Below are 22,124 nucleotides of genomic sequence, written 5' to 3'. Positions count from 1 at the left end.
TTCCTAGCAGTCGTTGATAACTGCACTTTGGCACACTCGATGCCGGTGGAGCAGGAGCCACCCACCTCATCCGCAATTGTGCACGCTATGCCGAAATCAGTTGCGTCGCGGCATGGTGCGCCGCCGATCTTACGTCTTCGGCGAGTTCGGAGTCAGGAAGCGTTCGCGCCAAAACCATACCGCCAACGCAAAGCGCCGCAGACGCCAACGCATTCTGATGCCTGTTTGCCTGGTTGATTGGCATCGCTGTCTCTAACAACCAGACCATCGCTGTGAGCAAATTCTGGAAGGCTTCCTGTGTTTCTGGATCGGCGCGCGCAACGTCGGATGGAAGAGCGATCATTGGACACTGTCCGTCGATATCTCCTAGATGCTTGCTCGACAGATACGCATCAACCATCTGCTGAGCCATCTCTGGTTTGAGATTGCTGATGTCGATACCTGCGTCTTGTCGCCACTCCGCTCCACGTCCCATCAAGAAGCTGGAAACAGCTTCGCTGAAGAGAGCTTCCTTATTCTTGAAGTGGTTATAAAACCCACCTCTTGTGAGACCGGCTTCTTGCATGACCTGGTCTATGGTGACGTTTTGAAACCCGTATTTGTTGAACAACATCCGTGCTGCTTCAACAATTTTGGCACGCGACGCGTCGCGATGGCTGGCGCTGTAGGGCATGACGAATCCTTTCAACGGAAACTATATCGATCTCCAAAATATGTTCTTTAACATAAATAGATTGCTGCCATGAAGGGAACACGATCAACCCGAGAGGAGCTTTAACATGCCCAAATTTCTGCTGATCTATCACGGCAAACCTGACATCCAGAGCCCAGAAGACGGAGCCAAGCACATGCAAGCTTGGAATGCGTGGAGTTCTGGATTGGGCGCAGCTGTCGTTGATCCCGGTCTTCCAGTAGGGCTGTCGAAAACGATCACTGTGGGTGGCGTCGAAGACGGCGGCGGTTCCAACCCGGCTTCGGGAATGACCGTTCTTCAAGCGGACAATATGGATGACGCGATAGCGCTTGCCAGAAACTGTCCTCACCTCAGCGGAACGGGCACCATCGAGATCGCTGAAGCGATGGAATTGGAAATGTAGGGATCGGATGATGGCTACGATTTTTGACGCGGTTCCTTTTCTCGCCGCTTACAGCGTTTCGTTTTTGGTTTTGGCTGCAATAGCGCTGATGACCTTGATCCAAAATTTCGCAACGGCTCCGCTGGCCTTTGTAAACGAAGAGCAAGTCCCCGGACTGCCCCTGCGGTTTGACCATTCCAAACTGAGCTTTCGCGCCGTGCGAACGTACTCAAACTCTGCAGAAACTTTTCCAGCCTTTGGATGGGCAGTGTTGATGGCCATAAGTTCTGGGGCCTGGCCTCTGCTCGTCAATTGGTTGGCCATTGGATACTTTATTGCGCGGGTTGCTTTCTGGGTGATCTATTATGCAGGGATTGGCAAGCCAGCTGGGGGTCCCAGAACGATGGCTTTCGTCGCTGGATTACTGTGCAATATTGCTTTGGCATGCATGGCCGCTTGGTCACTAGCTAAGGTAGTCATCTAGTTGGAATCGTTCAAAGCGGACGTTGCCCACATCATGTGCAATGCCCGCTTTGTCCCGCTTGCTGTGAGTTGGGCTACTTTGAAACTGTGCAGTTGCAGCGAATGACCGTTAACCGGCTGCGGCCGCAGCATCATGAAAGTGGGGCGAAGGTTCGGAAAGGGCCGTCCGCCAGACAATCGAAGTCTGGTTGAGCGATTGTCATCGACGCCGCACTGGGTCACCAATTCTCAATCACAAAACTGATCGTGGCTTGTGCGCATAGGAAAGTCAGGCTTCCATACTGAGCAACAGGCGGTTGAGTTTTTCACCATAGACCTCACTGTGCTCGATTAACAATTCCTCAGCGGAGGTCTCGTCGCCTGCCAGAATGGCATCCACCATGGGTTGGTGCGAGCTTGCCACAGCTTCCGGTGTCGGGAGTAGACCGTTGACCGAACCGATATACATCCGCAATTGGCCTTCCACCTGCCGGTAGTGTTCAATCAGGCGCTTATTTTGGGAGATCTCGACGATCGTGTGGTGCAGGTTCAAATCAGCATCGGCCAGATCGACCTCGGATCCAGATTTGGCGACCTCCGCCAGATTGTCGAAGGCTGCCGACAGAAGTGCGCGACTGTCTTGATCAACGCGCCGTGCCGCGAGGCGTCCGGCCAAACCTTCGAGACTTGCGCGCAGCGTGTACAGTTCGTCCGCGTCCTCGGCGGTCAGCTTCATGACCTCCCAATTGGAATAGATGTTTTGAACGATCAGCCCTTCGCTCACCAACCGGTGTAGCGCGGCCCGGACCGTTCCGCGCGACAGTCCCATCTGAGAGGCCAGGAACTGCTCGGTGATGCGGGTGCCGGGCGGAATCTCACCGCTGAGCACGGCGATGCGCAATTGCGTTGCAGCCTTGCGATCCAGGCTTTCCTTCACAATCGGAGATTTTAGAGATGAAAGATTTTTCATGACTGTCTCCCTCTTTAAGTGAAACACATTCGGTTCAGGTCCGGTTGGTGTGCGTGACCTTTTTCAACTTTTTCGCGCAATGCCTTTTCATTTGTTTGGACATGGCATGATTGTCAACGATCAAAAATCTGCCCGACGTCTCAATCTAGTCGACAGCACGGTAAATCGGCACCATGGCCCGCACCGGATCAAGAAGCGACCAATCCCCCTGATCCACTTCAAAACCCTTCGGGAAAGGTGGGCGCGCCTCGAGCCCCAGAGACGTCAAAACGCGATCATCCCGATAGTAGCATTCAACGACCAGACGTTCGAGCCTGCCAGCCGTCATTGGGTGCTCGTGTCGAAAGGTCTCGGCCTTTTCCACTCCGAATGCGGCAAAGGATGCCAGATCCGCGGCCAGCCCTGCATATGCAGACCCAAGCATGTCCCGGACAATCTGCGCATCATCGGCGCCGGGCACAGCGTAGGTGTCACTTGCCGGGATGATCGCGGCGGCGAGTTGGGACAGGATTTCCTGTTCATCTTGGTCTAGTGGCGTATCCGGCATTCGCGTGCCTCCTTAGTCGAAAAGGGTTTCGAGCCGCTGTTTCATTTGATCAGCAATATAGAGCGCCATGGCTTGCAATGTGCTGGTGGGGTTCAGCCCGGATGAGGTCACAAAGATCGACCCATCAACGATGAACAGGTTTTTCACATCATGGGCGCGGCCCCATTCATTGACCACGGACGTGGTAGGGTCTGTGCCCATTCTGGCCGTTCCCAACCAGTGCCAGCCCCCATATTCAATTGGTGCAACCGCATGGGTCTGGGTTGCTCCTGCGGCTTCCAGAATCTCGGTGATCCGTACAATGGAATGATCCATCATCTTGATGCTGTTTTCGCTGAGCGTGTAGCTGATTTTCGGGGCGGGGATGCCATTGCTGTCTTTTAGGTCGGGATCAAGCGTGACGGTGTTGTGCAGTTCCGGCATGTCCTCGCAGACAGCAACAAATCCGGTGATCCGTTTGTGTAATTTGCGGGCCGCAGCGTGGTGGCCCGGACCCCAGGGGATTTCTTCCCACTCAAGGCCGGTCATCACCGTTTCGACTGTGGCCGCCCCGCGGTGCGATTCAAGAAGATAGCCCCGCACGAACCCTCGATCGGGGTCCGTCTAGTAGAATTGGTGACTCCAGATATTCTTGTGTGGTCCTGTGTGGCCATCCACTTCTTCGTCGAACACACCTTGCACCCAGGAATAGGGGTGTAGCATCAGGTTGCGCCCAACAAGGCCCGATGAGTTCGCAAGGCCGTCCGGATGGCTGTCGCAGGCCGAATTCAGCAGAATGCGTGGCGTGCCGATGCCGTTGCTGGCCAATATGACAACATGCGCCTCTAGGTGCCTTTCGACGCCATCAGGGTCAAAATAGACGACGCCCGATGCCATGCCGGTTTCGTCGTTCATCGTGATTTTCTTGACCCGGCATTCTGTGCGCAGATCAACCCCTGCACGGATGGCGTGCGGCCAATAGGTGACGTCGGTGCTGCCTTTGGCGCCTTGCGCGCAGCCCGTCATGCAGGCCCCCAGATTGATGCATTGCGCGCGGCCATCATAGTCTTGCGTGGCGACGGACACATCGGATGGCCACCAATGATGGCCCAGGGCGTTAAACCCCTTGGCCAGAACCTGCCCTGATTTTCCAAGCGGTACCGGGGGCATCACGGCCGTTTTGCCCGGTGGATATGCCGGGTCTCCTTCGAGGCCAGAGACGCCCATCATCTTGTCATTCTCTGCAAAGAACGGCTCGAGCGTTTCATAATCGACGGGCCAGTCGTCCGCGATGCCGTCAAGTGTTTTCACCTTGAAATCTGATGGGTGAAAGCGTGGAAAGTGCCCGGAAAACAAAACTGTCCCTCCGCCCGGGCCATTGAAATTCACGATCTTGATCGGTGAATCGTCATCGTTGATCGGGTAGTCGGCGGGCGCTTTGCGCACGTTTGGGCTGGCGCTGTAGTCGCGCTGTGCGCGGGCCTCCCAATCCTTACCCGTGGTTGGATAGTCCGCCGGGTTTGGCATGGGACCTTGTTCCAGACATACGATGTGCATCTTCGTTGCGGCGAGGCTCCAGGCGACGGCAGCACCTGATGCGCCACCTCCGATAATGACCACGTCAACTGTTTCGTCTGACATGTGTTTCCTCCTAGCTCGCAAATGTGGCGGGCATGACGCCTTAGGTGTTGATCCGGTTGCCAGTCTGGCTGTCAAAGAGGTGCACGTCCTCGATGACAGGGTTCAAAAATGCACCGGACCCGCTTTGACCGGGATAGCGACCCTGCACCAAAACTGCGCCCGTGACACCGCCGCCGACGTTGATGATCACCTCGGTTTGCGATCCTGTTGGTTCGACCAGGTCGACGGTTACCGGGATGCCGGACGGGGCCAGTTGCAAGGCTTCGGGGCGCACACCGACCTTTATTGGCCTGTCCGTTTGAGTTGCTGGCATCGGCAGGGACAGCACGACGTCGTCCGCGATCTGAACGTCCATCCGCCCGTCAGATCGGCCAATGATCGTGCCATCCCAAAGGTTGATCTTTGGCGTACCAAAGAAGCTGGCAACAAAGGTATTGATCGGCCGCATGTAGAGATCATCGGGTGCGCCCAGTTGAACAATCAGACCGTCGCGCATGATGGCGATCCGGTTGGCCATCGTCATCGCCTCGATCTGGTCGTGGGTCACATACACCATGGTGCGGCCCAACCGCTGATGCAGCGACTTGATCTCGCTGCGCATCGTGTTGCGCAAGGCGGCATCGAGGTTTGACAGCGGCTCGTCCAGCAGGAAAGCGCCGGGCTCGCGCACCATCGCACGCCCCATGGCAACCCGTTGACGCTGGCCACCGGACAAAGCGCGCGGTCTGCGTTCCAGATACTCGTCTATCTCGAGCATCTGCGCGATGTCCTGCACCCGCTTGATCGTTTCTGCCTTGCCGACGCCTGCAACCTTCAGCCCGAAAGCAAGGTTCTGCCGGACCGTCATTTGCGGATAGAGCGCATAGTTCTGGAACACCATCGCAAGATTGCGCTTTTGTGGAGGGACGGAGGTGACGTCGGTATCGTCAATAAAAACATGCCCTTCAGAGACGTCTTCGAGCCCTGCGATGATTTTCAGCAGCGTTGATTTCCCGCAGCCGGAGGGGCCAATCAAAGTGACCAGTTCTCCGTCATCAATATCCAGACTGATGCCTTTCAAGACCGGTAGGTTGCCATACCGCTTTTCGACATTTCTGATTGAGATCTTCGACATTCGTTCCTTCAGCCCCTACTTTGCAGAGCCTGCAGTGAGGCCCCCAACCAACCACCGTTGGAAAAACAACACCGCAATCCCGACAGGGATCAGTCCCATCAACGAGGCCGTTGCCATCTGCCCGTAATTGACAATCTGATCCCCTCCAAAAAGGGCCAAGGCGACGGGCAGGGTGCGCGATGCGTTGGTGGTCATGAAGAAGGCGAACAGGAATTCATTATAAGTCAGGACGGCGCAAATGATCGCGGTGGCCACCAGACCGGGCACAAGTGTCGGAAGGATGACGGATACCATCGTGCGGATGACCCCAGCGCCGTCCATTGCTGCTGCCTGGTCGATTTCCTTTGGAACGCGGTGGAAGAACCCAAGCAACAACCAAAGAGCGACCGGAACATTCATCAAGGCATACACAAGCGTCAATCCGGGCACGCTGTGCAGCAGGCCAACCGTTTTGAGCAAAAAGAAGAATGGCAGCAGCGCGATCACCGGTGGCGCGACATAGAGCCCGATGGCCAAAGAGCTGAGCGCAGTACCGCCCGTCTTGTGACGGTCGATGGCATAGGCCCCCGGGAAGGCGATCAGCAACGTGCCCACGGCTGAACAGGTGGATGCGATGATGCTGTTGATCATGAAGGAGGTGATTGGGAGCGCCGAGCCTATGTTTTTCCAATTCTCGAATGTGGGGTTTTGCGGCCAAAAAATGCTCGATGAGATTTCTGCTGGTGTTTTTACAGCTGACCGCAAAGAGATAGGCGATGGGCAGGATGAAGAAGCCCATCACGAGGATCAGCGCAATGATCTGGAGCAGGGTGGATATCTTGAACACAGACATCGTCTACCCCTCCGTATGCTCTTGAACACGTTTGTGCAGCATCATGACCGGCAACGTGATGATGCTGACCAAAATGACCAGCAAAAGCACCTGCGCGCCCGCGTAGCCGACGTCGTAGTTTTGCAGCAACGTCCGATAGATCGAATACGAGGCAAGGTTCGTCCCGATGCCCGGCCCGCCTTGGGTCAGCACAAAGACGAGGTCGAACACTTTGAAAGCAAGGATCAGTTTGATCAGGAAGATACCCAAAAGCGCGGGCATCAGAAGGGGCAGTTGCACAGAGAAGAAGGTGCGCATCGGGCTGGCGCCGTCCATGTACGCGGCTTGCCTGATGTCATCAGGCAGCGACTTGATCGCGGCATAAGACAACAGCGCCACAAACGGTGTCCACTGCCACGTGTCGGCCAGCACCAGGGCAAACATGGCGTGGGGCATTTGACCCAGAAATGAGATCGGTTCTGAAAGAACGCCAATTCCCGTCATCACGCCGTTCACCAAGCCCCCTTGCGGTAGCAGCATCAGTTTCCATGCGATCCCGATCATGATTGGCGGGGTCATCATGGGGATGAAGATCATCGACCGCCAGATCGTGCTGAACCGGGTCATACGAACTAGCAGCAATGCGATGGCCACGCCCAGCACCATTTGCAGCATGGAGGCGGGAACCGCGAACGCAGCCGTACGCCACAGGGACGAGACATAGTCGCCCGTCAGAGCGAATTCGATGTTCGAAGTGCCGACGAATTTCTGAAATGGACGCGCCAGCGAGCTTTTGGAAAGCGCTGAAGACACCATGTAAACACCCGGATAAAGCCCGATCACCAAGAGCGTCACAACCAATGGCGCACACATCAACCAAGCGGTACGCCGGATGTCAGATTGCGACGATTTCCGTTTGGCTTTCTTCACGGACGAACGCGTCGTTGCTGCCAGGTCGGTTGGTGCCATTGCGAATTGAGTGCCTGTCTCGGATGCGAAAAAGTGACGGAACCCTAGGCCGGATTCCGTCTGTTTCATATTGCGGTTTTTGGGATTATCCCAAAAGCCGCTTCCACTGACGATCCGTTACTTCCATCGTCTCTTGATAGTTTTGCTGACCGGCCATCATCTTGGCCAGCTCGTCGGTCAGGATACGCATCAGCTGCGGGCTTTCAGGAATTTTCGGCCATGGCATGAAGTCTTTCGAGGCCGCAATCTGGGCCTCGGCCACTTTCGGCGCAAAAACCGTGTATTCTTTGCTGGTCATCACGGATTCCCGAACAGGGTCAGAGAACGTGCCAGGTGTCGAGGACACCTCAAGCTGGACTGCAGGAGACGTCGCCCATTTGATGAACTCCCACGCGAGGTCCTGATTCTGGCTGCCGGTCGAAATCCCGAGGCCCCAGCCCGCGTTTAATGCCGCACGTGGTTTTTGACCCGCGACACCAACCGGCAGGCTTGTCACGCCCCATTTGCCAGCAATCGCTGAGTTCGGGTCATTCTCGGCATGGATGCCGAGATCAGTCCAGAACTCGATCATTGCCGCATTGCCCCCAAGGAAGGCAGGAATGCCATTCTCGAACCCAACCTCGGCAGGCGTCGGGAAGCAATAGGGGACAACTTTCTCCAGTTGCTGAGCGCAGATCAGCTGGATGTCCTCGAGAAGTGCGGACTGGTTATCTTTTGTCAACAACCGACCCTGATAGCCCGCGACACGGTTCACGAAACCCGACCCAAGGGCCACGGGAATGTTCACACCCATAATCACAGCGCCGTATTTGCCGTCTGCCTTTCCGGCCTCGGTAATTCCCTTGGTGGCGTCATAGTACTCGTCCCAAGTGGTAGGCACGCCAAAGCCATTCGCATCCAAAAGCTCTTGATTGTAAAATAGAACATGCGCGTCGCCGTCCCACGGCAAGCCATAACGACGCCCGCCATATTCCATGTAGATGTCGCTGAATGGCTCCAGAAAATCCTCGGGCTGGATGTAGTCTTTTTCCGCTTCGATCTTGTCAGTAATATCGACCATGATGCCATTCTCGGCCATGGCGCCAATGCTCGCGTACCAATAGTCGATCATGTCGTATTGGTTCGCACCAGAGCTGACATCAAGTGTCGCCTGAGACTCGGAGGCATCATAGGGGATGGCCGTCAATTCAATGGTGGCGCCGGTCATGGCCTCGAACATTTCTTTCAGCTTGGTCGCCGCGCCAATGCGTGGCTGCGTGACAAGCCAGTTCAGTTTTTGGCCGCTGTAATCCTGCGCGAATGCAGGGCATGTAAGTGACATCGGCAAGGCTGCAGCTGCGGTGCCCGCTGCGAGATTCTGCAATACGCTTCGGCGCGTCACTCCTGACATGAGCCGTGATTTCGAATTCTTCATTGAATTTTCCTCCCTTGAAATTTTCCCAAGCCTTTGTGCTATCCGCCAGAGATCTTGTGTCTCCTAAGCCCAGCAAACGGCTTGTTTTCATCGCTGTGCTTGCTCTTTCCCCTTCGCTTTCCTGACCTTCGCAATGATCGCCGCTTTCAAGCAGGATAATCTGTCAATACAGATGATTGTCAACAATTATCACATCTAAATTTGTATCCCGTTTTTTGTTGCTCTCTGTCCTCAGGTTTCCGGGCGCAGGATTTCGGGTGGCTGGAATGCCGTGACTTGCGGTGGATCGCCTTCGAACCTTTCGATGTCGACCAAACAGGAATGTGCGATTGGCCCCTGCGCGAGGCTGGATGTGCCTTTGTCCAGGGTCAGCATGTTCGGATTGCCGTGCTTGCACAGACTGCCCGGTTCTGCGGGTACGGCCGGATCGAACCATGCCCCCGTGCTCATTTGGATCACACCGGGCCGGACTCGATCGTCGATGACGGCGACGGCCAGACATGCACCACGCGAGTTGTAAAGCCGTACAAGGTCGCCTTCAGCGATCTCGCGATCTGCAGCGTCCTGTGGGTGCATGGTAACAGGCTCCCTCTCGTCGATTTTAAGCGCGCGGCTTTGGCTCGCGTGATCAAATTGCGAATGCAGTTTGGCAACCGGTTGATTTGAAATGAGGTGAAGCGCGGTGCCTGTGTCCTCTTTGCCCAGCCATTCCGCTGGCTCCATCCAGAACGGGTGCCCGGGGCAATCTTCATAGCCATAGCCCTCGATTTCCTCCGAGAAAATCTCGATCTTGCCGCTTGGTGTTCCAAGAGGGGCGGCGACAGGATCATCTCGAAACGATGAAAGAAATACGGTGGGCGGATTGGGGGCAGGCAGCTTGAAAAAGCGTTTTTGTTTGAAGTCGTCATAACTTGGCATTGCAATGCCAGATCCCGATACGGTTTGCTTGGTGCGGTCATAGATCCAGCGCAGCCATTCTGCTTCATCCCATCCGCCCGTAAAGGCGTCCTCCACGCCCATGCGTCGCGCAATACCCTGGAAAATGTCGTGGTCATTGCGGGCCTGCCCTTCGGGATCTGTGACCCTACTCATGTAAATTGCGTAAGGGTCCCGCGAAGACATAGCGATGTCGTTCCGCTCAAGTGGGGTTGTACAGGGTAGAACGATGTCCGCGTGCTTGGACATGCTGTTCCATACCAGTTCATGCACAATGATCGTTTCGGGCTTACGCCATGCCTTGAGCATCCGATTGATGTCTTGATGGTGATGAAACGGATTGCCGCCTGCCCAATAGACAAGTCTGATATCGGGGTAGGTGCGGCGCTGCCCGTTGTAGTCAAAGGGCGCACAGGAGTTGAGAAGCATATCAGAGACACGCGCTACAGGAATGAAATCCTGCACCGCGTTTGAGCCTTGTGGCAGGGACGCGCCCGGCATTGAGGTGTAATGCAATCCAATACTATTGGTCGCACTGTATCCAAACCCAAACCCACCGCCGGGCAAACCGATCTGGCCCAGCATTGCGGCCAGAACAATGCCCATCCAGACGGGTTGTTCACCGTGGTCCTGCCGGGTGAGCGACCAGCTGACCGAGATCATCGTTCGTTTTCCCGCCATCCGTCGCGCAAGGCTTAGAATCCGTTGCTCTGCCAATCCGCATATGTGCGCTGCCCACGCGGCACTTTTGGGTGTGCCATCCGATTGGCCCAACAAATAAGGAAGAAACCGATCAAAGCCGACCGTAAATTTGGCCAGAAATGCAGCGTCATGCAGCCTTTCGACGTAAAGCGTGTGAGCCAGCCCTAACATCAGTGCAACATCGGTAGAGGGGCGCGCAGCAAGCCATTCGGCACCTGTTTCTAACATCATGTCGGACCGCAGTGGTGAGACGTTGACAAATTCGACACCCTGCGCGGCAGCCTCTCGCACTCCGACCTTCTGGCCGTGATTGCCTATCCCTCCGGGGTTTATCTGTCCGTTCTTCACCGGAACACCACCGAAGGCCACGAATAGCTCGGTGTTCCGAGCAACTGATGCCCAACTGGTCGTGTTGATCAGATGTTCCCAGAATGCGCCCAACACATGCGGCATGATCACTTCGGCAGCTGCAAAGCTGTAGGTGTTCAGCGACTTTGTGTATCCACCGATGCAATTTAGGAACCTGTGAATTTGGCTTTGTGCGTGGTGAAAACGCCCCGCACTCGCCCACCCATAAGACCCGGCATAGATTGCCTCATTGCCAAAGCGGTGACGCACACGGTTCAACTCATCTGCAACCAATGCCTCTGCCCGGTCCCACGATACAGCCATAAATGGCTCTGCCCCCCGGCGGTCCGTCGCGACACCCGGACCATCATCAAGCCAGCTTTTACGCACCATCGGCTGATCAACGCGCAGAGGACCAGTTTGCACCTCCGGGGCACTGAAGCCGATAGGAGAGGGGTCGTCGTCCTGTTCGAACCCTTTCAGCGCCGTCACTTTCCCGTCTTTTGTCTCGACGCGGTACGTGCCCCAATGGTTTGCCGTCAGTGGGAGATCAGCCATAATATCAGACTAGCCTTCCCATCTAACGTTGCCGGTGGCATCCAAAACGTCGCGATTGACGCCAGCCGTGTGCTTCCAGCCGTTGCCGGATATTTTTGTGGGAAGGGGAGGGCGCGCTGGCACAGGAACAACCCAAGTTCCCGTGTTATCGAATTTTTGGTTGTTCATGCTCCGTCCCGCCATCATTTCTATCTGGGCCGCACTACTTCGAACTGGCAAAAGAGCCGCTTTCCCAGCTGCAGGCTCAAGCACTTTTACTCAATCTTGATGATTGTTGACAATTATTCATTCCCATTTTAGGCCTGTATGTCAAGCAAGTTGCGAAAGTGCTGAACATCCTGTGGGGTAGAAAGCGGGGGCAGAAACGAGACACTGTAAGGCGTCCTCGATAACCCGATGCACGCGCAAGCGAAGAAGGGGAGCATTTTGTCAGAATCTCGCATTGTCCGCCCACGACGCAGTTTCATTTTTACGCCGGGGTTGCGACCGGAGATGTATCCCAAGGCGCTCGCATGCGGAACAGACATCGTCTGCGTTGAATTGGAAGACGGCATCGCCCCCAAAGACAAAGCTGCGGCACGTGCACATGCGCTCAAACTGTTCGAAACGCCCCAAGCGAATGACGGTGTTGAACGAATCGTGAGGATCAATTCCATGCGTGAACGGTTCGGCATCGAAGACGTTCAGGCCATTTTGGCGACGGACACGCCCCCACCCGCTCTGATGATGCCCAAAGTCCGTACCCCCGATGAAGTACAGCTGCTTGATGCACTCCTGACTGAGGCAGGTCATACCACGCGACTCCATGTGATTATCGAAACCAATGCAGGCCTCGAAGCGGCATATGACATTGCACATTGCAGCCCCCGTATCGATGCAATGTTTTTTGGCGGCGTGGATATGGCAGCCGAATTACGGTGCCAGAATGCTTGGGAGCCCATGCTCTACGCCCGCTCCAAGGTGGTCCATGCGGCGGCGTCTGCCGGTTTGGACGTCATTGACGTACCGTTCCTTGACCTCGAGGACCCAGACGGAATGCGAACCGCAGCCGAAAAAGCGCGAGACCTTGGCTTTGCCGGAAAGGGTTCTGTTCATCCAAAACAAATCGCAGCGTTGAACGATGTCATCACACCATCTGCCGAGCAAATCACTCGGGCCCGCCGGATCATTGCCGAGTTCGAGGCTGCGGATACCGGTTTGGACGTGATCGATGGTAAACTCATTGAAAAGCCTGTGTTGCGGGACATGCATCGCATAGTCTCGATTGCAGACCGGATAGGAGAGTAATCGATGGAATGTTGCGGCCCCGGATACGCCTCGCCCCAGGAGGCTATGAAAGCGCCTCGAGAGAAATTGCTGTACACGATCGCGATCTATACCGGCACCGGAATTCAAAAACCGGATTACCTCGCAACCATCGACAATGATCCTGAAAGCGAAACCTATTCTCAGGTAATCTCACGCTGCGAAGTGCCGGGCATTGGAGACGAACTGCACCACATGGGCTGGAACGCCTGTTCCTCCTGTTTTGACGATTCCTCGATGAGCCGGAAATACCTGCTGGTGCCGGGGGTGCGGTCATCCAACATACACATCATCGATTGCGGCAGCGACCCGCGTAATCCGTCGCTTTACAAGGTGATCGACGGGGCAGAGATCAAGGCGAAAACCAACCTGTCCGCACCGCATACCGTGCACTGTTTGGGGTCAGAGATCATAATCTCGATGCTTGGGGACGCACAGGGCAACGCGCCGGGCGGATACCTCCATATCAACAAGGACTTTGAGATCGTTGGACGCTGGGAAAACAGCATGGGCGATATCAAGTTCGGCTATGATTTCTGGTACCAGCCCCGGCACAATATCATGGTCAGTTCTGAATGGGCCGCGCCCAATACCTTCATGCCCGGCTTTGACCTCGAAGAGGTAGGGCATCTGAAATACGGGCGTGAAATCCACCTGTGGGACTTTGAAAAGAAAGAACCAAAGGAAACATTCTACCTGGGCGAAGATGGTCTGATCCCGCTTGAGGTGCGTTTCCATCACGATCCTGACAGCTCGCACGGGTTTGTCGGCGCCGCACTCAGCGCGAACATCATCCACTGGTGGAAAGATGATGCCGGAAAATGGCATTGGGAAAAGATCATTGATGTGGAAAACGAACCGCACCCGGACTGGCCAATACCCGTCCCCGGCGTCATCTCGGTTATCCTCCTCAGTATGGACGACAAGTACCTCTATCTGTGCAATTGGTTGCATGGCGATATCCGACAATACGACATTTCCGATCCGCACAATCCGGTCTTTACAGGTCAGGTTTGGCTGGGAGGACTGCTGGGCAACGCGCCTACAGTAAACGGTGTAAAGGTCACCGGCGGACCGCAAATGATCCAGCTCAGCCTCGATGGCAAACGGCTTTACGTCACCACATCGCTGTTCAGTACATGGGACAACCAGTTCTATCCGGAGATCCGAACAAACGGCGGCTGCATGTTGCAAATCGATTGCGACACGGAGAACGGTGGCATGAAAATCAACCAGGACTTTGTGGTCGATTTCGGCAAGGAACCCAACGGCCCGTCGCGCTGCCATGAAACCCGGTATCCCGGTGGCGATTGTACAAGCGATATCTGGATATGAAGACTGTCACGCTCACCAACCGGGATGGTGCGACCTACCTGGTTGATCCGCGCAAGCCACTACTCGACAGTCTGCACGATCAGGGCGTCGATCTGCCCTATGGCTGTAAATATGGCGGTTGCATCACCTGTGCAGCCAAACTGATCGACGGTGAAGTGCATCAAAAGGCGCAGGTGGCATTGAACAACCGCCAACTCAATGATGGGTACGTGATCTTGTGTGTGGCGCGCCCATTGACCAACATTACGCTTGAGATCGGTGTGGAGAGCCACGACAAACTGTACCGCAATCCCTTCCTGGATCCGTTGGCAGCCCATGAACTCAAGGCTGACATCGCCACACCGAAGGAGGTGTAAGATGGACCATACGCAGCCTTATTCTGACGACTATCTACAGGGCATTCTGACCTCGGTGAAAACCATCGCCATGGTCGGGGCAAGCCCTGACAAGACCAAGTTCAGCTACGGCGTGCTGCGCGTTCTCAGCGAAACCGGCTACGACATGGTGCCGATCAATCCGCGTCCCGGGCTGGAAGAGATACGGGGGATGAAAGTTTTTCCATCATTGTCCGCCGTGGACCGCCCGATTGATATGGTCGAAGTGTTTCGCCGCTCCGAAGACCTGATGGATGTAACTAAGGAGGCTATTGCCGTTGGGGCAAAGGTGCTTTGGGGTCAAATCGGCGTTGTCGATCATGATGCCGCGAAACTGGCTGAAGAGGCCGGGTTGAAAGTGGTCATGGACCGGTGCCCAAAGATCGAGTTGTTTCGCCCATTCTGGAAACCGAAATTGCATTTGGGCATCTGATGGTCCGACCTGCAGCGCACTCCTGTTGTTGCAACTGTGGTGTGGCGCTGGACTGGCCGGTGAGCGTACTGTTGGACAGGCTGTGGCCACACAAAAAATCGGAGGATACTGTGCAGAGAATTACCAAATTTAGCAAGGATCTCGTGCAAGACGCACGCGGGTCAGTTCCAGCCATTTCCGTGGAAGATGCGTTGCCCTTGGTGGGCGGTAACACCCACGTATTTGTCGACCTGCGGGACAGCGCCGAGCAGTCCAAGACCGGTACGATTCCGGGGCAATCATCTCATCTCGCGGGATGATGGAGTTTCACGTTGACCCGCAAAGCCCTGCGCACAAGCCGGAATTTGCTCAGGACAAAACCTATGTCTTCTATTGCGCGTCGGGTGGACGTTCGGCTCTGGCCGCCAAGGTCGCAATCGAAATGGGATTGAACCCGGTGATAAACCTTTCCGGAGGGATCGGCGCCTGGAGCAAAGCGAATGGTCCCCTGACGTAGTTTCGTTGGAGTTCCGAGAAGTTTGGCATTGGATTATTTATCAGAACGCATTGGATCACTTGCGCGGCTTAGTTCGAGACGTCGCCCAATGTTTTGTCTAAGTGAGCTGCAATGCCGCGCAGTTGAATTCGACAAACGGCTGGTTTGGCCATTCCCAATCTGTGACGGGCAGGGCGGACAGCCGATGTTGCATCGCATCTGAGGTTCGGATGGGGTCCATCGTGCCCAATGCTGTAAGATACACTGATGTGTGCGTTCGGGGAAAAAAAGTGGCCGGTTCACGGCGGTCACCAATCCACGAACCACTCCATGGGGGCCACTTGAAAGCTTTGAGGATATTGAGCCATCATCGCTATGGTCGCGAATTCGCTGTGGAAGGCCTCCGGGGTTTGGTTCATCAGTTCGCGCAGGACAGCACGTTCTTCTCCTGGTTAGGCATATTCCGGCGTTGTTCCGTCACGGTCGAAGTATTGGCCTCGCTGAAGAACAGCTTCAGCGTCGGTTGTTTGAACACTGGAAATGCAAGTGTCATTTGACGATCCTCTCAGGCGTGTTGACGACGGCGTATGGATCAAAGGATTGCGCAGGTATCTCAAAGTGCACCGGTTTCTGCGTTTTACTTGGCAAGGCCGAAGCGCGTTCCTTGATCTGGCTGGAGGCCATCACGTCAACGACTTTCATCTTCACCAGTTCACAGCCCAGAATCTTGCTGTCGATCGCCATGTTAAACAGAGCAAGGTTGCGATGGTTCTCTGCTAACTCAAGTCGGACACGGATTGCCCAAACATCTTTGGGTTTCAGCGGTCGTTTTTGGCCGACAATGCGACCTTTGTTCCAAGCGGGACGAAGTGCACGAATGGCAGGTAGGTTTGGTGTTTCCATGATTGATCCTCCGATCCTCCAGGCCCTCTCACTACGACAACCCGGCGTTGACAGATCACCAAATCACGACATGCCGCGTTGTATCCGAGGTCGAGGGTGAGCCCACTTTGCTTGGTGCTGCGCTTCGGACCAATGACGGTTTTTGGTGAGAAAGCTCGCTCCTGCAGCCGGATCGAATCCATGTGATGACCCAATTGAAGCTGCCCCGACATTTGATCGGAGCAGCAACTGAATTACAGTCATGTATGGCCCGTTAGTTGGCTTTTTGGCTCACTGGCGTGATCTTTCCGATCGGCGCTCCGGCCAATGCGCCATGCTCACGCAGGGTATCGGGGTTGTCGGCCCGGTAGATGCAATACGTCCCTTCACCAGTCAAATAGGAATGGTCCCACTCGATCACATCGCCAAGCTTGGCAACTGCCGCATTCGAGCCTTTCGAAATCTTTTCCTTCTTGTCCAACCCGAAGAACCCGACGCCGGGAATGGGGCGCTCTATGACAAAAACCTGATGCCCGTCGCGCGGCTCCGCACCGGCAGCCTGACCACCGCCAACGGTGGGCGAGTTGATGAAGAGCACTTCCGAGATTTTCTCTGGCGTGATGGCGGCAACTTGAAACAGGTCGCGTACCGCGTCCTCGTCGTCTGCAGTCAATACGACATAGCTGTCCGGTCCGGCGGACAGCGTTTCGTCGATACTCACACCTGCCTGTTGCAGCAGCGCCTCTGAGGGGGCCTCGAAGGGGGCTTCCAGTTCGACGACAAACTGGCCGGCAAATCCGGCAACGGGAGTGAAGAGAGCCGTAATCAGTACGGCACGGAAAGAGGGAAAGTCGAACATATGGTCCTCCATGGTTGAATTTTATCGCTTTGTGGCTTTCGTGGCTATACCGCCCGAAACCGACTACATTGATGGCGAAATCCGAGCTGAAATGTCCTGAATGACTTCCGAAATTGCTCCGAAATCACGCGTTTTGCTGATTGGTCAGGGTCGTTACGACCTTGAAACCGGTACACTTACCGCAGCGGACGGCGCGCCGATCCACCTGCGGAGACAATCTGTCGATGTCCTTGCGGCGCTTGCCTCTCGGACAGGAGAGGTGGTTGATCGCGAAGCGCTGATCGAGGCGGTCTGGAAGGATATCGCAACGACCGACGACTCATTGATCCAGTGCATCGGTGATATTCGTCGTGCCCTCGGAAAAGAGGTGATCGAAACCTATCCTAAGATTGGCTACCGGTTGGTTGCTGTTGCAGCTTCTCAGGACAATCCGACAAAACGACCCCGCCTTCGCCTGATCGCAGCGGTCGGGGCATTTGTGCTCATTGCCTCGGGTCTGGGCCTTTGGCTCAGTTCTGGTACTGGCGGAATTGATACTGATAGCGCAGCCATCGTTCCGCCGCGCATCGTGCCCGACAAGACGCTCGCGGTTCTGCCCTTTGTCAATCTTGGCGGTGGCGAGGAGTTGCAGTTTTTTGGGGACGGTCTCAGCGAGGATTTGACCACGGACCTCGCCAAGATACCGGATCTGACAGTGATCGCCTTCGCGTCCAGCGGCGACTTTCCGCAAGCCGAGGCAGGTTTCAGAGAGATCGCTGACAATCTTGGTGTGCGTTATCTTGTGCGCGGAACCGTGCGGCACTCGGGCGACCGGGTGCGCATCAACGTTTCCCTCATCGACCCTTTCGAAGGCGTGAACGTTTGGGCAGAGCGATTTGACCGCGTCCGGCAGGACCCCTTCGATGTCCAGGAAGATGTGACGCGCGCAATTGTCGACGCATTGTCACTTTCGCTCAACGCCAACGTGGTGCCTTCGCGCGTGGCGACAGATGCCTATTTCATGTTGCTGCGCGGTTTGGAGCCATTGCGCGAAGGTACAATCGAAGGCAACAGCCGGGCACGCGAATACTTCGAAAACGCGCTTGAGCTTGAACCAAACTATGCGCGCGCTCATGCCTACATTGCTGTCGCATACGGGCGCGACATGATGTTCGACTATGCCGCTGTGTCCCCACGGCAGTCTGTCCAACCGGGACTTCAGGCCGCAATCGCAGCGATACAACTCGATCCCGATATCCCGAACGCCTACTACGCGCTCGCAATCCTGAACCTTGCCATCGGAGAAAATGACAAGGCCCTTGCGGCAGCGCGACATTCGATTCAACTCAACCGGAACTTCGCGGAGGGCTACGCCATCCTGGCCGAGGCGGCTGTTTACGGCGGTGATCTGGAAGAGGCACGCGAAGCGATTCAGCATGCAAAACGATTGCACCCACATCATCCGGCGCGATTTGACTGGATCGAGGCGCACGTCCATCTTCAGCTTGGCGACGCCGGAAACGCGCGCGTCTTGCTGGAGGCGACAGTTGAGGAAGCGCCTGGTTTTGCCGCAGCTTTCGTCTTGCTGGCAGCCGCCTATGCCGAGTTGGGAGAGCACGAACGGGCAAAATCAGTGCTGGCAGCTTTGCGCGCTCAACAGCCAGATTTTCAGGTTGACCAGTTCGTAGACTCGGAGCCCTTTGCATCCGAAGATCGTCGTCAGCGGCTTGATGATGCTCTTCAACAGGTAAGCGGCGGTTGATGCGTCATTTTAAGCGAATTTCGAAACGCATTGGTTACCTGTTGGACGAACCCTCGTCGCATATGCCCAAAAACGATCGCCCCCTTAGCGGCATCAAAGCCCTCTGTTGTCGCAGCTTAGGAAGGCAAGATCGTGGGCCTGGAGCGGAAAAAGCTGATTCTGGCCGAAAAAGCCCTGAAAAACGACAACCCCATCCGACCCGTTGAGGGACTATTCGAAATCTCGCTCAGGTTTCCCTCAAGCCATTGTAAAATATGTAAAAAAACACTATGGAGGAGCGTAAGGCAGTGCTCAACCTCACCTTCGAAGACCGCCTGACATACTGCTAGGATGCAGGGTTTCGAATCTCGAAAAACACCTTTTTTCAAAGCATTAGGTCGATAATGCGCGCAAGAAATAGTGATGGCGGAGAGACAGGGATTCGAACCCTGGGTGGGCTTGCACCCACAACGGTTTTCGAGACCGCCCCGTTCGACCACTCCGGCACCTCTCCGCGGGGGTCTGGTGCGCCCAATTAGAGGCTCCATGCGCCAAGGGCAAGGCACTTTTCGCCAGATCGACCGCACACGCTAAATTTGGTGGACGTGGGGCGCAAAACGCATACCCTTGGGCGCAACTCATCCCGCACGGGTCGCATTGGCCCGTCGAATACGGAAAGGAATGTTCATGCGCGCAGTTCGCTCTTGTCTGGCGACCCTCATGCTGATGTTGATGCTGCCCGGGCTCGCGGCCGCGGCAGACCGGGCCAAGGTCGAGGATTTCCTCGTCGTGACCGGCTTTGACGTCGCCCTGGAAAGCATCCGGCTGTCGGCCAGTTCTGCCCCGCAGATGCTGGGGCTTGAGGCGCAGGATTTCGGCAGTGAGTGGACGCGGCTGACCAATGATGTCTTTGCAACGGACGTCATGCATGACCTTGCGCTCGACCTGCTGGAAAAGACCCTCGAAGACGAGTTGCTGACCCATGCCGCCGATTTCTATGCCACCGATCTGGGCCAGCGGCTGGTTGAGGCGGAAAACGCCTCGCATATGAGCGACGAGGATGAGCTGAAACAGGAAAGCGGGGCGGCGATCATTGCGGGCCTGTCCAGCATCGACAGCCCGCGCCTTGCCTATCTCGAACGGATGACCACCGCCTCGGACAGTGCGGGCACCGCCGTGCGCGCGATCCAGGAGGTGCAGGTGCGGTTCCTCATGGCCGCCATAGGGGCGGGCGTGATCGAGCTGCAGATGGACGAGGCCGACTTGCGCGAGCTGCTGGCCAACGATGAGGACGAGATGAAGGCCGAGATTGCCGCAAGTGCGCTGATCGGGTCGGCCTATACCTATCAGGCCTTTTCCGATGACGAAGTGCTGGAATATACAGAGGCGCTGGAAAACCCGAAAATGCGCAAGGTCTATGATCTGATGAACGCGGTGCAATACGAAGTCATGGCCAACCGGTTCGAGGCGCTGGCCGTGGCCATGCAACGCCTGCAACCCAGTCAGGAGCTGTGATGGGACTGCGCGCCGCCGCTTTTGCCTTTTGTCTGAGCGCGAGTGCTGCGCTGGCCAGCCCAGAAACGGACCGGCTGGTGGATGCGATGGGCATTCCGGCGCTGATTGCCGCCTTTTCCATGGACGGGATAGCCAACAGCCACGCCATCAATGACGGCGTCCTGAACGGGCAGGGCGGGGCGATCTGGGCCGAAACCGTGTCCCGCCTTTATGACCCCGCGCGGCTCGAACAAGAGGTGCGCAGCAGCTTTGCCGAGGCTTTGGATGACCAGATCGCCGCGCAGGCGCTGCTGTTCTTTGAAAGCGAGTTGGGCGCACGGATCATCGACCTTGAAGTGCAGGCGCGCAACGCGATGCTGAACCCCGAACTCGAGGCGGCGGCCAAGGCCTCGCCTGCGGCCCAAAGCGAGGCGCTGACCCATTTCCTTGAGGTGCGCAACCTTGTTGATCGCAACACGGATGCGGCGCTTGAGGCGCAGGTCGCCTTCTTTGCCGGGATCGCGGCCACGGCCCCACAGGCCGCACCGGTGCCCGACAGCGATGCGCAGCGCGCCCTGATCCGGGTCGATACCGAACGCTGGCTGCGTGGCTATTATGCGCTGGCGCAATCGCCGCTGAACGAAGATGACGTGGCGATCTACACCGCCTTCTGGGACACCGAAGTGGCCACGGAACTCGATGACGCGCTGTTTGCGGCCTTTGGCACCAGTTATTCCACGCTGTCCTTTGGACTGGGTCAGGCGGCGGGGCGGTTGCTGCCGCAAAATGATCTGTAAGAGAGGGGCGACAAACCCCTCTTGACTTGGGCCCGTGATCCGCACATAAGCCCGCATCTGCAGCCTGCATATCGCGGGCTGCTTTTGATTTACATGACGCCCAATGCAGGGCGCGCTGTTCGAGGCGGACCCCGATCACCGGGGGACACAAACACCGGGCATCCGGGGCCACAGGACGCGGCAGATAAAGGAAGACGACATGTTCGCGGTTCTCAAAACCGGCGGCAAACAGTACAAAGTTCAATCGGGCGACACGCTCCGCGTTGAAAAACTGGCCGCAAATGCAGGTGACAAAGTCCAATTCAACGAAGTGCTGATGATCGGTGGCGACAAGCCGCAGGTCGGCAGCCCCGTTGTGGCCGATGCAGGCGTTCAGGCCGAAGTCATCGAACAGATCAAGGGCCCCAAGACGATCAATTTCGTCAAGCGTCGCCGGAAGCACTCTTCCAAGCGCACCAAGGGCCACCGCCAGCAACTGACGCTGGTGCGTGTGACTGACATTCTGGCATCGGGCGCTTCGGCCTCCGGTATCATGGCGGCTGAAAACGGCGCCGGTTTCGTGAAGGCAGCCGCTGCAGTAGCCAAGCCCGCCAAGAAAGCCAAGGCAGCCCCAAAAGCCAAGGCAGCACCCAAGGCAGACGCTGCACCCAAGGCCGAAGCGGCCCCCAAGGCAGCCGCCAAGAAGGCCGCACCTGCAAAGGCCGCAGCCGCCGATGGCGACGACCTCAAGCAGCTGTCCGGCGTTGGCCCGGCCCTTGAGAAGAAACTGCAAGCCGCGGGCGTGACCACGTTTGCACAGATCGCAGCATGGACCCCCGAGGACGTTGCTGCTATGGACGAGAAACTGTCGTTCAAGGGCCGGATCGAGCGTGAAGGCTGGATCGCGCAGGCCGCTGAAATGGCAAAAGGCTAAGGAGAGACAC

23 protein-coding genes, 1 tRNA gene and 1 pseudogene are annotated in these 22,124 nt (G+C 56.3%); 11 read left to right on the top strand and 14 right to left on the bottom strand.

Annotation, left to right across the window (positions count from 1 at the left end; genetic code table 11):
* Positions 1 to 85 precede the first annotated feature (85 nt).
* Positions 86 to 673, bottom strand: a complete 588-nt coding sequence (locus Q1A89_RS18660) for a TetR/AcrR family transcriptional regulator (protein WP_299731937.1) — start codon at positions 671 to 673, stop codon at positions 86 to 88.
* 106 nt (positions 674 to 779) lie between these two features.
* Here Q1A89_RS18660 and Q1A89_RS18655 point away from each other — a divergent pair, with 106 nt between their 5' ends.
* Both Q1A89_RS18655 and Q1A89_RS18650 read left to right on the top strand, forming a co-directional pair.
* Complete coding sequence (locus Q1A89_RS18655) at positions 780 to 1,097, top strand: hypothetical protein (RefSeq protein WP_299731934.1); 318 nt, start codon at positions 780 to 782, stop codon at positions 1,095 to 1,097.
* A 10-nt stretch (positions 1,098 to 1,107) separates the two neighbouring features.
* The gene (locus Q1A89_RS18650; protein ID WP_299731931.1) at positions 1,108 to 1,560 is read left to right on the top strand and encodes an MAPEG family protein; all 453 of its coding nucleotides are present in this window, start codon (positions 1,108 to 1,110) and stop codon (positions 1,558 to 1,560) included.
* Positions 1,561 to 1,827: 267 nt separating this feature from the next.
* Here the strand turns inward: Q1A89_RS18650 and Q1A89_RS18645 are convergent, their stop codons facing one another.
* The 9 genes from Q1A89_RS18645 to Q1A89_RS18605 all read right to left on the bottom strand — a co-directional run bounded on the left by Q1A89_RS18645 (position 1,828) and on the right by Q1A89_RS18605 (position 11,527).
* A complete protein-coding gene (locus Q1A89_RS18645; RefSeq protein ID WP_299731928.1) occupies positions 1,828 to 2,508 on the bottom strand; it encodes a GntR family transcriptional regulator in 681 nt (226 codons plus the stop codon).
* A gap of 145 nt (positions 2,509 to 2,653) precedes the next feature.
* The gene (locus tag Q1A89_RS18640; RefSeq protein ID WP_299731925.1) at positions 2,654 to 3,055 is read right to left on the bottom strand and encodes a hypothetical protein; all 402 of its coding nucleotides are present in this window, start codon (positions 3,053 to 3,055) and stop codon (positions 2,654 to 2,656) included.
* 12 nt (positions 3,056 to 3,067) lie between these two features.
* Complete coding sequence (locus tag Q1A89_RS18635; RefSeq protein ID WP_299731894.1) at positions 3,068 to 3,637, bottom strand: GMC family oxidoreductase; 570 nt, start codon at positions 3,635 to 3,637, stop codon at positions 3,068 to 3,070.
* A gap of 21 nt (positions 3,638 to 3,658) precedes the next feature.
* Positions 3,659 to 4,675, bottom strand: coding sequence for a GMC family oxidoreductase N-terminal domain-containing protein (locus tag Q1A89_RS18630; protein ID WP_299731891.1), 1,017 nt, complete (start codon positions 4,673 to 4,675; stop codon positions 3,659 to 3,661).
* 40 nt (positions 4,676 to 4,715) lie between these two features.
* Entirely contained in the window at positions 4,716 to 5,789 is a 1,074-nt protein-coding gene (locus Q1A89_RS18625; RefSeq protein WP_299731888.1) for an ABC transporter ATP-binding protein, read from the bottom strand.
* A gap of 15 nt (positions 5,790 to 5,804) precedes the next feature.
* Positions 5,805 to 6,419, bottom strand: a complete 615-nt coding sequence (locus Q1A89_RS18620) for a carbohydrate ABC transporter permease (protein ID WP_299731885.1) — start codon at positions 6,417 to 6,419, stop codon at positions 5,805 to 5,807.
* Positions 6,420 to 6,624: 205 nt separating this feature from the next.
* Positions 6,625 to 7,530, bottom strand: a complete 906-nt coding sequence (locus Q1A89_RS18615) for a sugar ABC transporter permease (RefSeq protein WP_299731882.1) — start codon at positions 7,528 to 7,530, stop codon at positions 6,625 to 6,627.
* 124 nt (positions 7,531 to 7,654) lie between these two features.
* Positions 7,655 to 8,890: a sugar ABC transporter substrate-binding protein gene (locus Q1A89_RS18610; RefSeq protein WP_299731879.1), complete on the bottom strand. Its 1,236-nt coding sequence runs from the start codon at positions 8,888 to 8,890 to the stop codon at positions 7,655 to 7,657.
* A 324-nt stretch (positions 8,891 to 9,214) separates the two neighbouring features.
* The gene (locus Q1A89_RS18605; RefSeq protein WP_299731876.1) at positions 9,215 to 11,527 is read right to left on the bottom strand and encodes a molybdopterin guanine dinucleotide-containing S/N-oxide reductase; all 2,313 of its coding nucleotides are present in this window, start codon (positions 11,525 to 11,527) and stop codon (positions 9,215 to 9,217) included.
* Between the two features lie 396 nt (positions 11,528 to 11,923).
* Here Q1A89_RS18605 and Q1A89_RS18600 point away from each other — a divergent pair, with 396 nt between their 5' ends.
* The 5 genes from Q1A89_RS18600 (at position 11,924) to Q1A89_RS23535 (ending at position 15,470) form a co-directional block, all read left to right on the top strand.
* A complete protein-coding gene (locus Q1A89_RS18600; RefSeq protein WP_299731873.1) occupies positions 11,924 to 12,814 on the top strand; it encodes a CoA ester lyase in 891 nt (296 codons plus the stop codon).
* Between the two features lie 3 nt (positions 12,815 to 12,817).
* Positions 12,818 to 14,167, top strand: coding sequence for a selenium-binding family protein (locus Q1A89_RS18595; RefSeq protein WP_299731870.1), 1,350 nt, complete (start codon positions 12,818 to 12,820; stop codon positions 14,165 to 14,167).
* Complete coding sequence (locus Q1A89_RS18590; RefSeq protein ID WP_299731867.1) at positions 14,164 to 14,523, top strand: 2Fe-2S iron-sulfur cluster-binding protein; 360 nt, start codon at positions 14,164 to 14,166, stop codon at positions 14,521 to 14,523. The genes Q1A89_RS18595 and Q1A89_RS18590 overlap by 4 nt, the downstream gene beginning before the upstream one ends.
* Before the next feature lies 1 nt (position 14,524).
* Positions 14,525 to 14,974: a CoA-binding protein gene (locus Q1A89_RS18585; protein ID WP_299731864.1), complete on the top strand. Its 450-nt coding sequence runs from the start codon at positions 14,525 to 14,527 to the stop codon at positions 14,972 to 14,974.
* Between the two features lie 295 nt (positions 14,975 to 15,269).
* Positions 15,270 to 15,470: a rhodanese-like domain-containing protein gene (locus Q1A89_RS23535; protein WP_366524508.1), complete on the top strand. Its 201-nt coding sequence runs from the start codon at positions 15,270 to 15,272 to the stop codon at positions 15,468 to 15,470.
* 397 nt (positions 15,471 to 15,867) lie between these two features.
* On the opposite strand, the gene Q1A89_RS18575 is transcribed toward Q1A89_RS23535, so the two are convergent.
* The 3 genes and pseudogenes from Q1A89_RS18575 to Q1A89_RS18565 all read right to left on the bottom strand — a co-directional run bounded on the left by Q1A89_RS18575 (position 15,868) and on the right by Q1A89_RS18565 (position 17,190).
* Positions 15,868 to 16,002 carry a hypothetical protein gene (locus tag Q1A89_RS18575; RefSeq protein ID WP_299731861.1) on the bottom strand — a complete coding sequence of 45 codons (135 nt, stop codon included), beginning with the start codon at positions 16,000 to 16,002 and terminating at the stop codon, positions 15,868 to 15,870.
* A gap of 56 nt (positions 16,003 to 16,058) precedes the next feature.
* Positions 16,059 to 16,352, bottom strand: a pseudogene (locus Q1A89_RS18570) (integrase); the annotation flags it as partial.
* A gap of 253 nt (positions 16,353 to 16,605) precedes the next feature.
* On the bottom strand, positions 16,606 to 17,190 hold the full coding sequence (locus Q1A89_RS18565) for a nickel-binding protein (RefSeq protein WP_299731858.1): 585 nt from the start codon (positions 17,188 to 17,190) through the stop codon (positions 16,606 to 16,608).
* Between the two features lie 133 nt (positions 17,191 to 17,323).
* On the opposite strand from Q1A89_RS18565, the gene Q1A89_RS18560 reads away from it, so the two are divergent.
* Entirely contained in the window at positions 17,324 to 18,931 is a 1,608-nt protein-coding gene (locus tag Q1A89_RS18560) for a tetratricopeptide repeat protein (RefSeq protein ID WP_299731855.1), read from the top strand.
* A 403-nt stretch (positions 18,932 to 19,334) separates the two neighbouring features.
* On the opposite strand, the gene Q1A89_RS18555 is transcribed toward Q1A89_RS18560, so the two are convergent.
* Positions 19,335 to 19,424, bottom strand: a tRNA-Ser gene (locus tag Q1A89_RS18555).
* 173 nt (positions 19,425 to 19,597) lie between these two features.
* On the opposite strand from Q1A89_RS18555, the gene Q1A89_RS18550 reads away from it, so the two are divergent.
* The 3 genes from Q1A89_RS18550 (at position 19,598) to Q1A89_RS18540 (ending at position 22,114) form a co-directional block, all read left to right on the top strand.
* Positions 19,598 to 20,425 carry a DUF2059 domain-containing protein gene (locus tag Q1A89_RS18550; protein WP_299731852.1) on the top strand — a complete coding sequence of 276 codons (828 nt, stop codon included), beginning with the start codon at positions 19,598 to 19,600 and terminating at the stop codon, positions 20,423 to 20,425.
* Entirely contained in the window at positions 20,425 to 21,201 is a 777-nt protein-coding gene (locus tag Q1A89_RS18545) for a DUF2059 domain-containing protein (RefSeq protein ID WP_299731849.1), read from the top strand. The genes Q1A89_RS18550 and Q1A89_RS18545 overlap by 1 nt, the downstream gene beginning before the upstream one ends.
* 199 nt (positions 21,202 to 21,400) lie before the next feature.
* On the top strand, positions 21,401 to 22,114 hold the full coding sequence (locus Q1A89_RS18540) for a 50S ribosomal protein L21 (RefSeq protein WP_299731847.1): 714 nt from the start codon (positions 21,401 to 21,403) through the stop codon (positions 22,112 to 22,114).
* Positions 22,115 to 22,124 lie beyond the last annotated feature (10 nt).

The sequence above is a fragment of the uncultured Tateyamaria sp. genome (assembly GCF_947503045.1).
In the GTDB taxonomy this organism is placed as follows: domain Bacteria; phylum Pseudomonadota; class Alphaproteobacteria; order Rhodobacterales; family Rhodobacteraceae; genus Tateyamaria.
The sequence above is the reverse complement of the archived record's forward strand: the minus strand, read 5'-3'. Positions and strand labels throughout refer to the sequence as shown.

Excerpts from the sequence above, each read along its gene's own strand:
- Q1A89_RS18540 (WP_299731847.1), top strand. The coding sequence starts at position 21,401 with ATGTTCGCGGTTCTCAAAACCGGCGGCAAACAGTACAAAGTTCAATCG.
- Q1A89_RS18660 (WP_299731937.1), bottom strand. The coding sequence starts at position 673 with ATGCCCTACAGCGCCAGCCATCGCGACGCGTCGCGTGCCAAAATTGTT.
- Q1A89_RS18600 (WP_299731873.1), top strand. The coding sequence starts at position 11,924 with ATGCACGCGCAAGCGAAGAAGGGGAGCATTTTGTCAGAATCTCGCATT.
- Q1A89_RS18550 (WP_299731852.1), top strand. The coding sequence starts at position 19,598 with ATGCGCGCAGTTCGCTCTTGTCTGGCGACCCTCATGCTGATGTTGATG.
- Q1A89_RS18650 (WP_299731931.1), top strand. The coding sequence starts at position 1,108 with ATGGCTACGATTTTTGACGCGGTTCCTTTTCTCGCCGCTTACAGCGTT.
- Q1A89_RS18545 (WP_299731849.1), top strand. The coding sequence starts at position 20,425 with ATGGGACTGCGCGCCGCCGCTTTTGCCTTTTGTCTGAGCGCGAGTGCT.
- Q1A89_RS18605 (WP_299731876.1), bottom strand. The coding sequence starts at position 11,527 with ATGGCTGATCTCCCACTGACGGCAAACCATTGGGGCACGTACCGCGTC.
- Q1A89_RS18620 (WP_299731885.1), bottom strand. The coding sequence starts at position 6,419 with ATGATCAACAGCATCATCGCATCCACCTGTTCAGCCGTGGGCACGTTG.
- Q1A89_RS18625 (WP_299731888.1), bottom strand. The coding sequence starts at position 5,789 with ATGTCGAAGATCTCAATCAGAAATGTCGAAAAGCGGTATGGCAACCTA.
- Q1A89_RS18575 (WP_299731861.1), bottom strand. The coding sequence starts at position 16,002 with ATGACACTTGCATTTCCAGTGTTCAAACAACCGACGCTGAAGCTGTTC.
- Q1A89_RS18610 (WP_299731879.1), bottom strand. The coding sequence starts at position 8,890 with ATGTCACTTACATGCCCTGCATTCGCGCAGGATTACAGCGGCCAAAAA.
- Q1A89_RS23535 (WP_366524508.1), top strand. The coding sequence starts at position 15,270 with ATGATGGAGTTTCACGTTGACCCGCAAAGCCCTGCGCACAAGCCGGAA.
- Q1A89_RS18595 (WP_299731870.1), top strand. The coding sequence starts at position 12,818 with ATGGAATGTTGCGGCCCCGGATACGCCTCGCCCCAGGAGGCTATGAAA.
- Q1A89_RS18585 (WP_299731864.1), top strand. The coding sequence starts at position 14,525 with ATGGACCATACGCAGCCTTATTCTGACGACTATCTACAGGGCATTCTG.
- Q1A89_RS18630 (WP_299731891.1), bottom strand. The coding sequence starts at position 4,675 with ATGTCAGACGAAACAGTTGACGTGGTCATTATCGGAGGTGGCGCATCA.
- Q1A89_RS18640 (WP_299731925.1), bottom strand. The coding sequence starts at position 3,055 with ATGCCGGATACGCCACTAGACCAAGATGAACAGGAAATCCTGTCCCAA.
- Q1A89_RS18565 (WP_299731858.1), bottom strand. The coding sequence starts at position 17,190 with ATGTTCGACTTTCCCTCTTTCCGTGCCGTACTGATTACGGCTCTCTTC.
- Q1A89_RS18655 (WP_299731934.1), top strand. The coding sequence starts at position 780 with ATGCCCAAATTTCTGCTGATCTATCACGGCAAACCTGACATCCAGAGC.
- Q1A89_RS18645 (WP_299731928.1), bottom strand. The coding sequence starts at position 2,508 with ATGAAAAATCTTTCATCTCTAAAATCTCCGATTGTGAAGGAAAGCCTG.
- Q1A89_RS18590 (WP_299731867.1), top strand. The coding sequence starts at position 14,164 with ATGAAGACTGTCACGCTCACCAACCGGGATGGTGCGACCTACCTGGTT.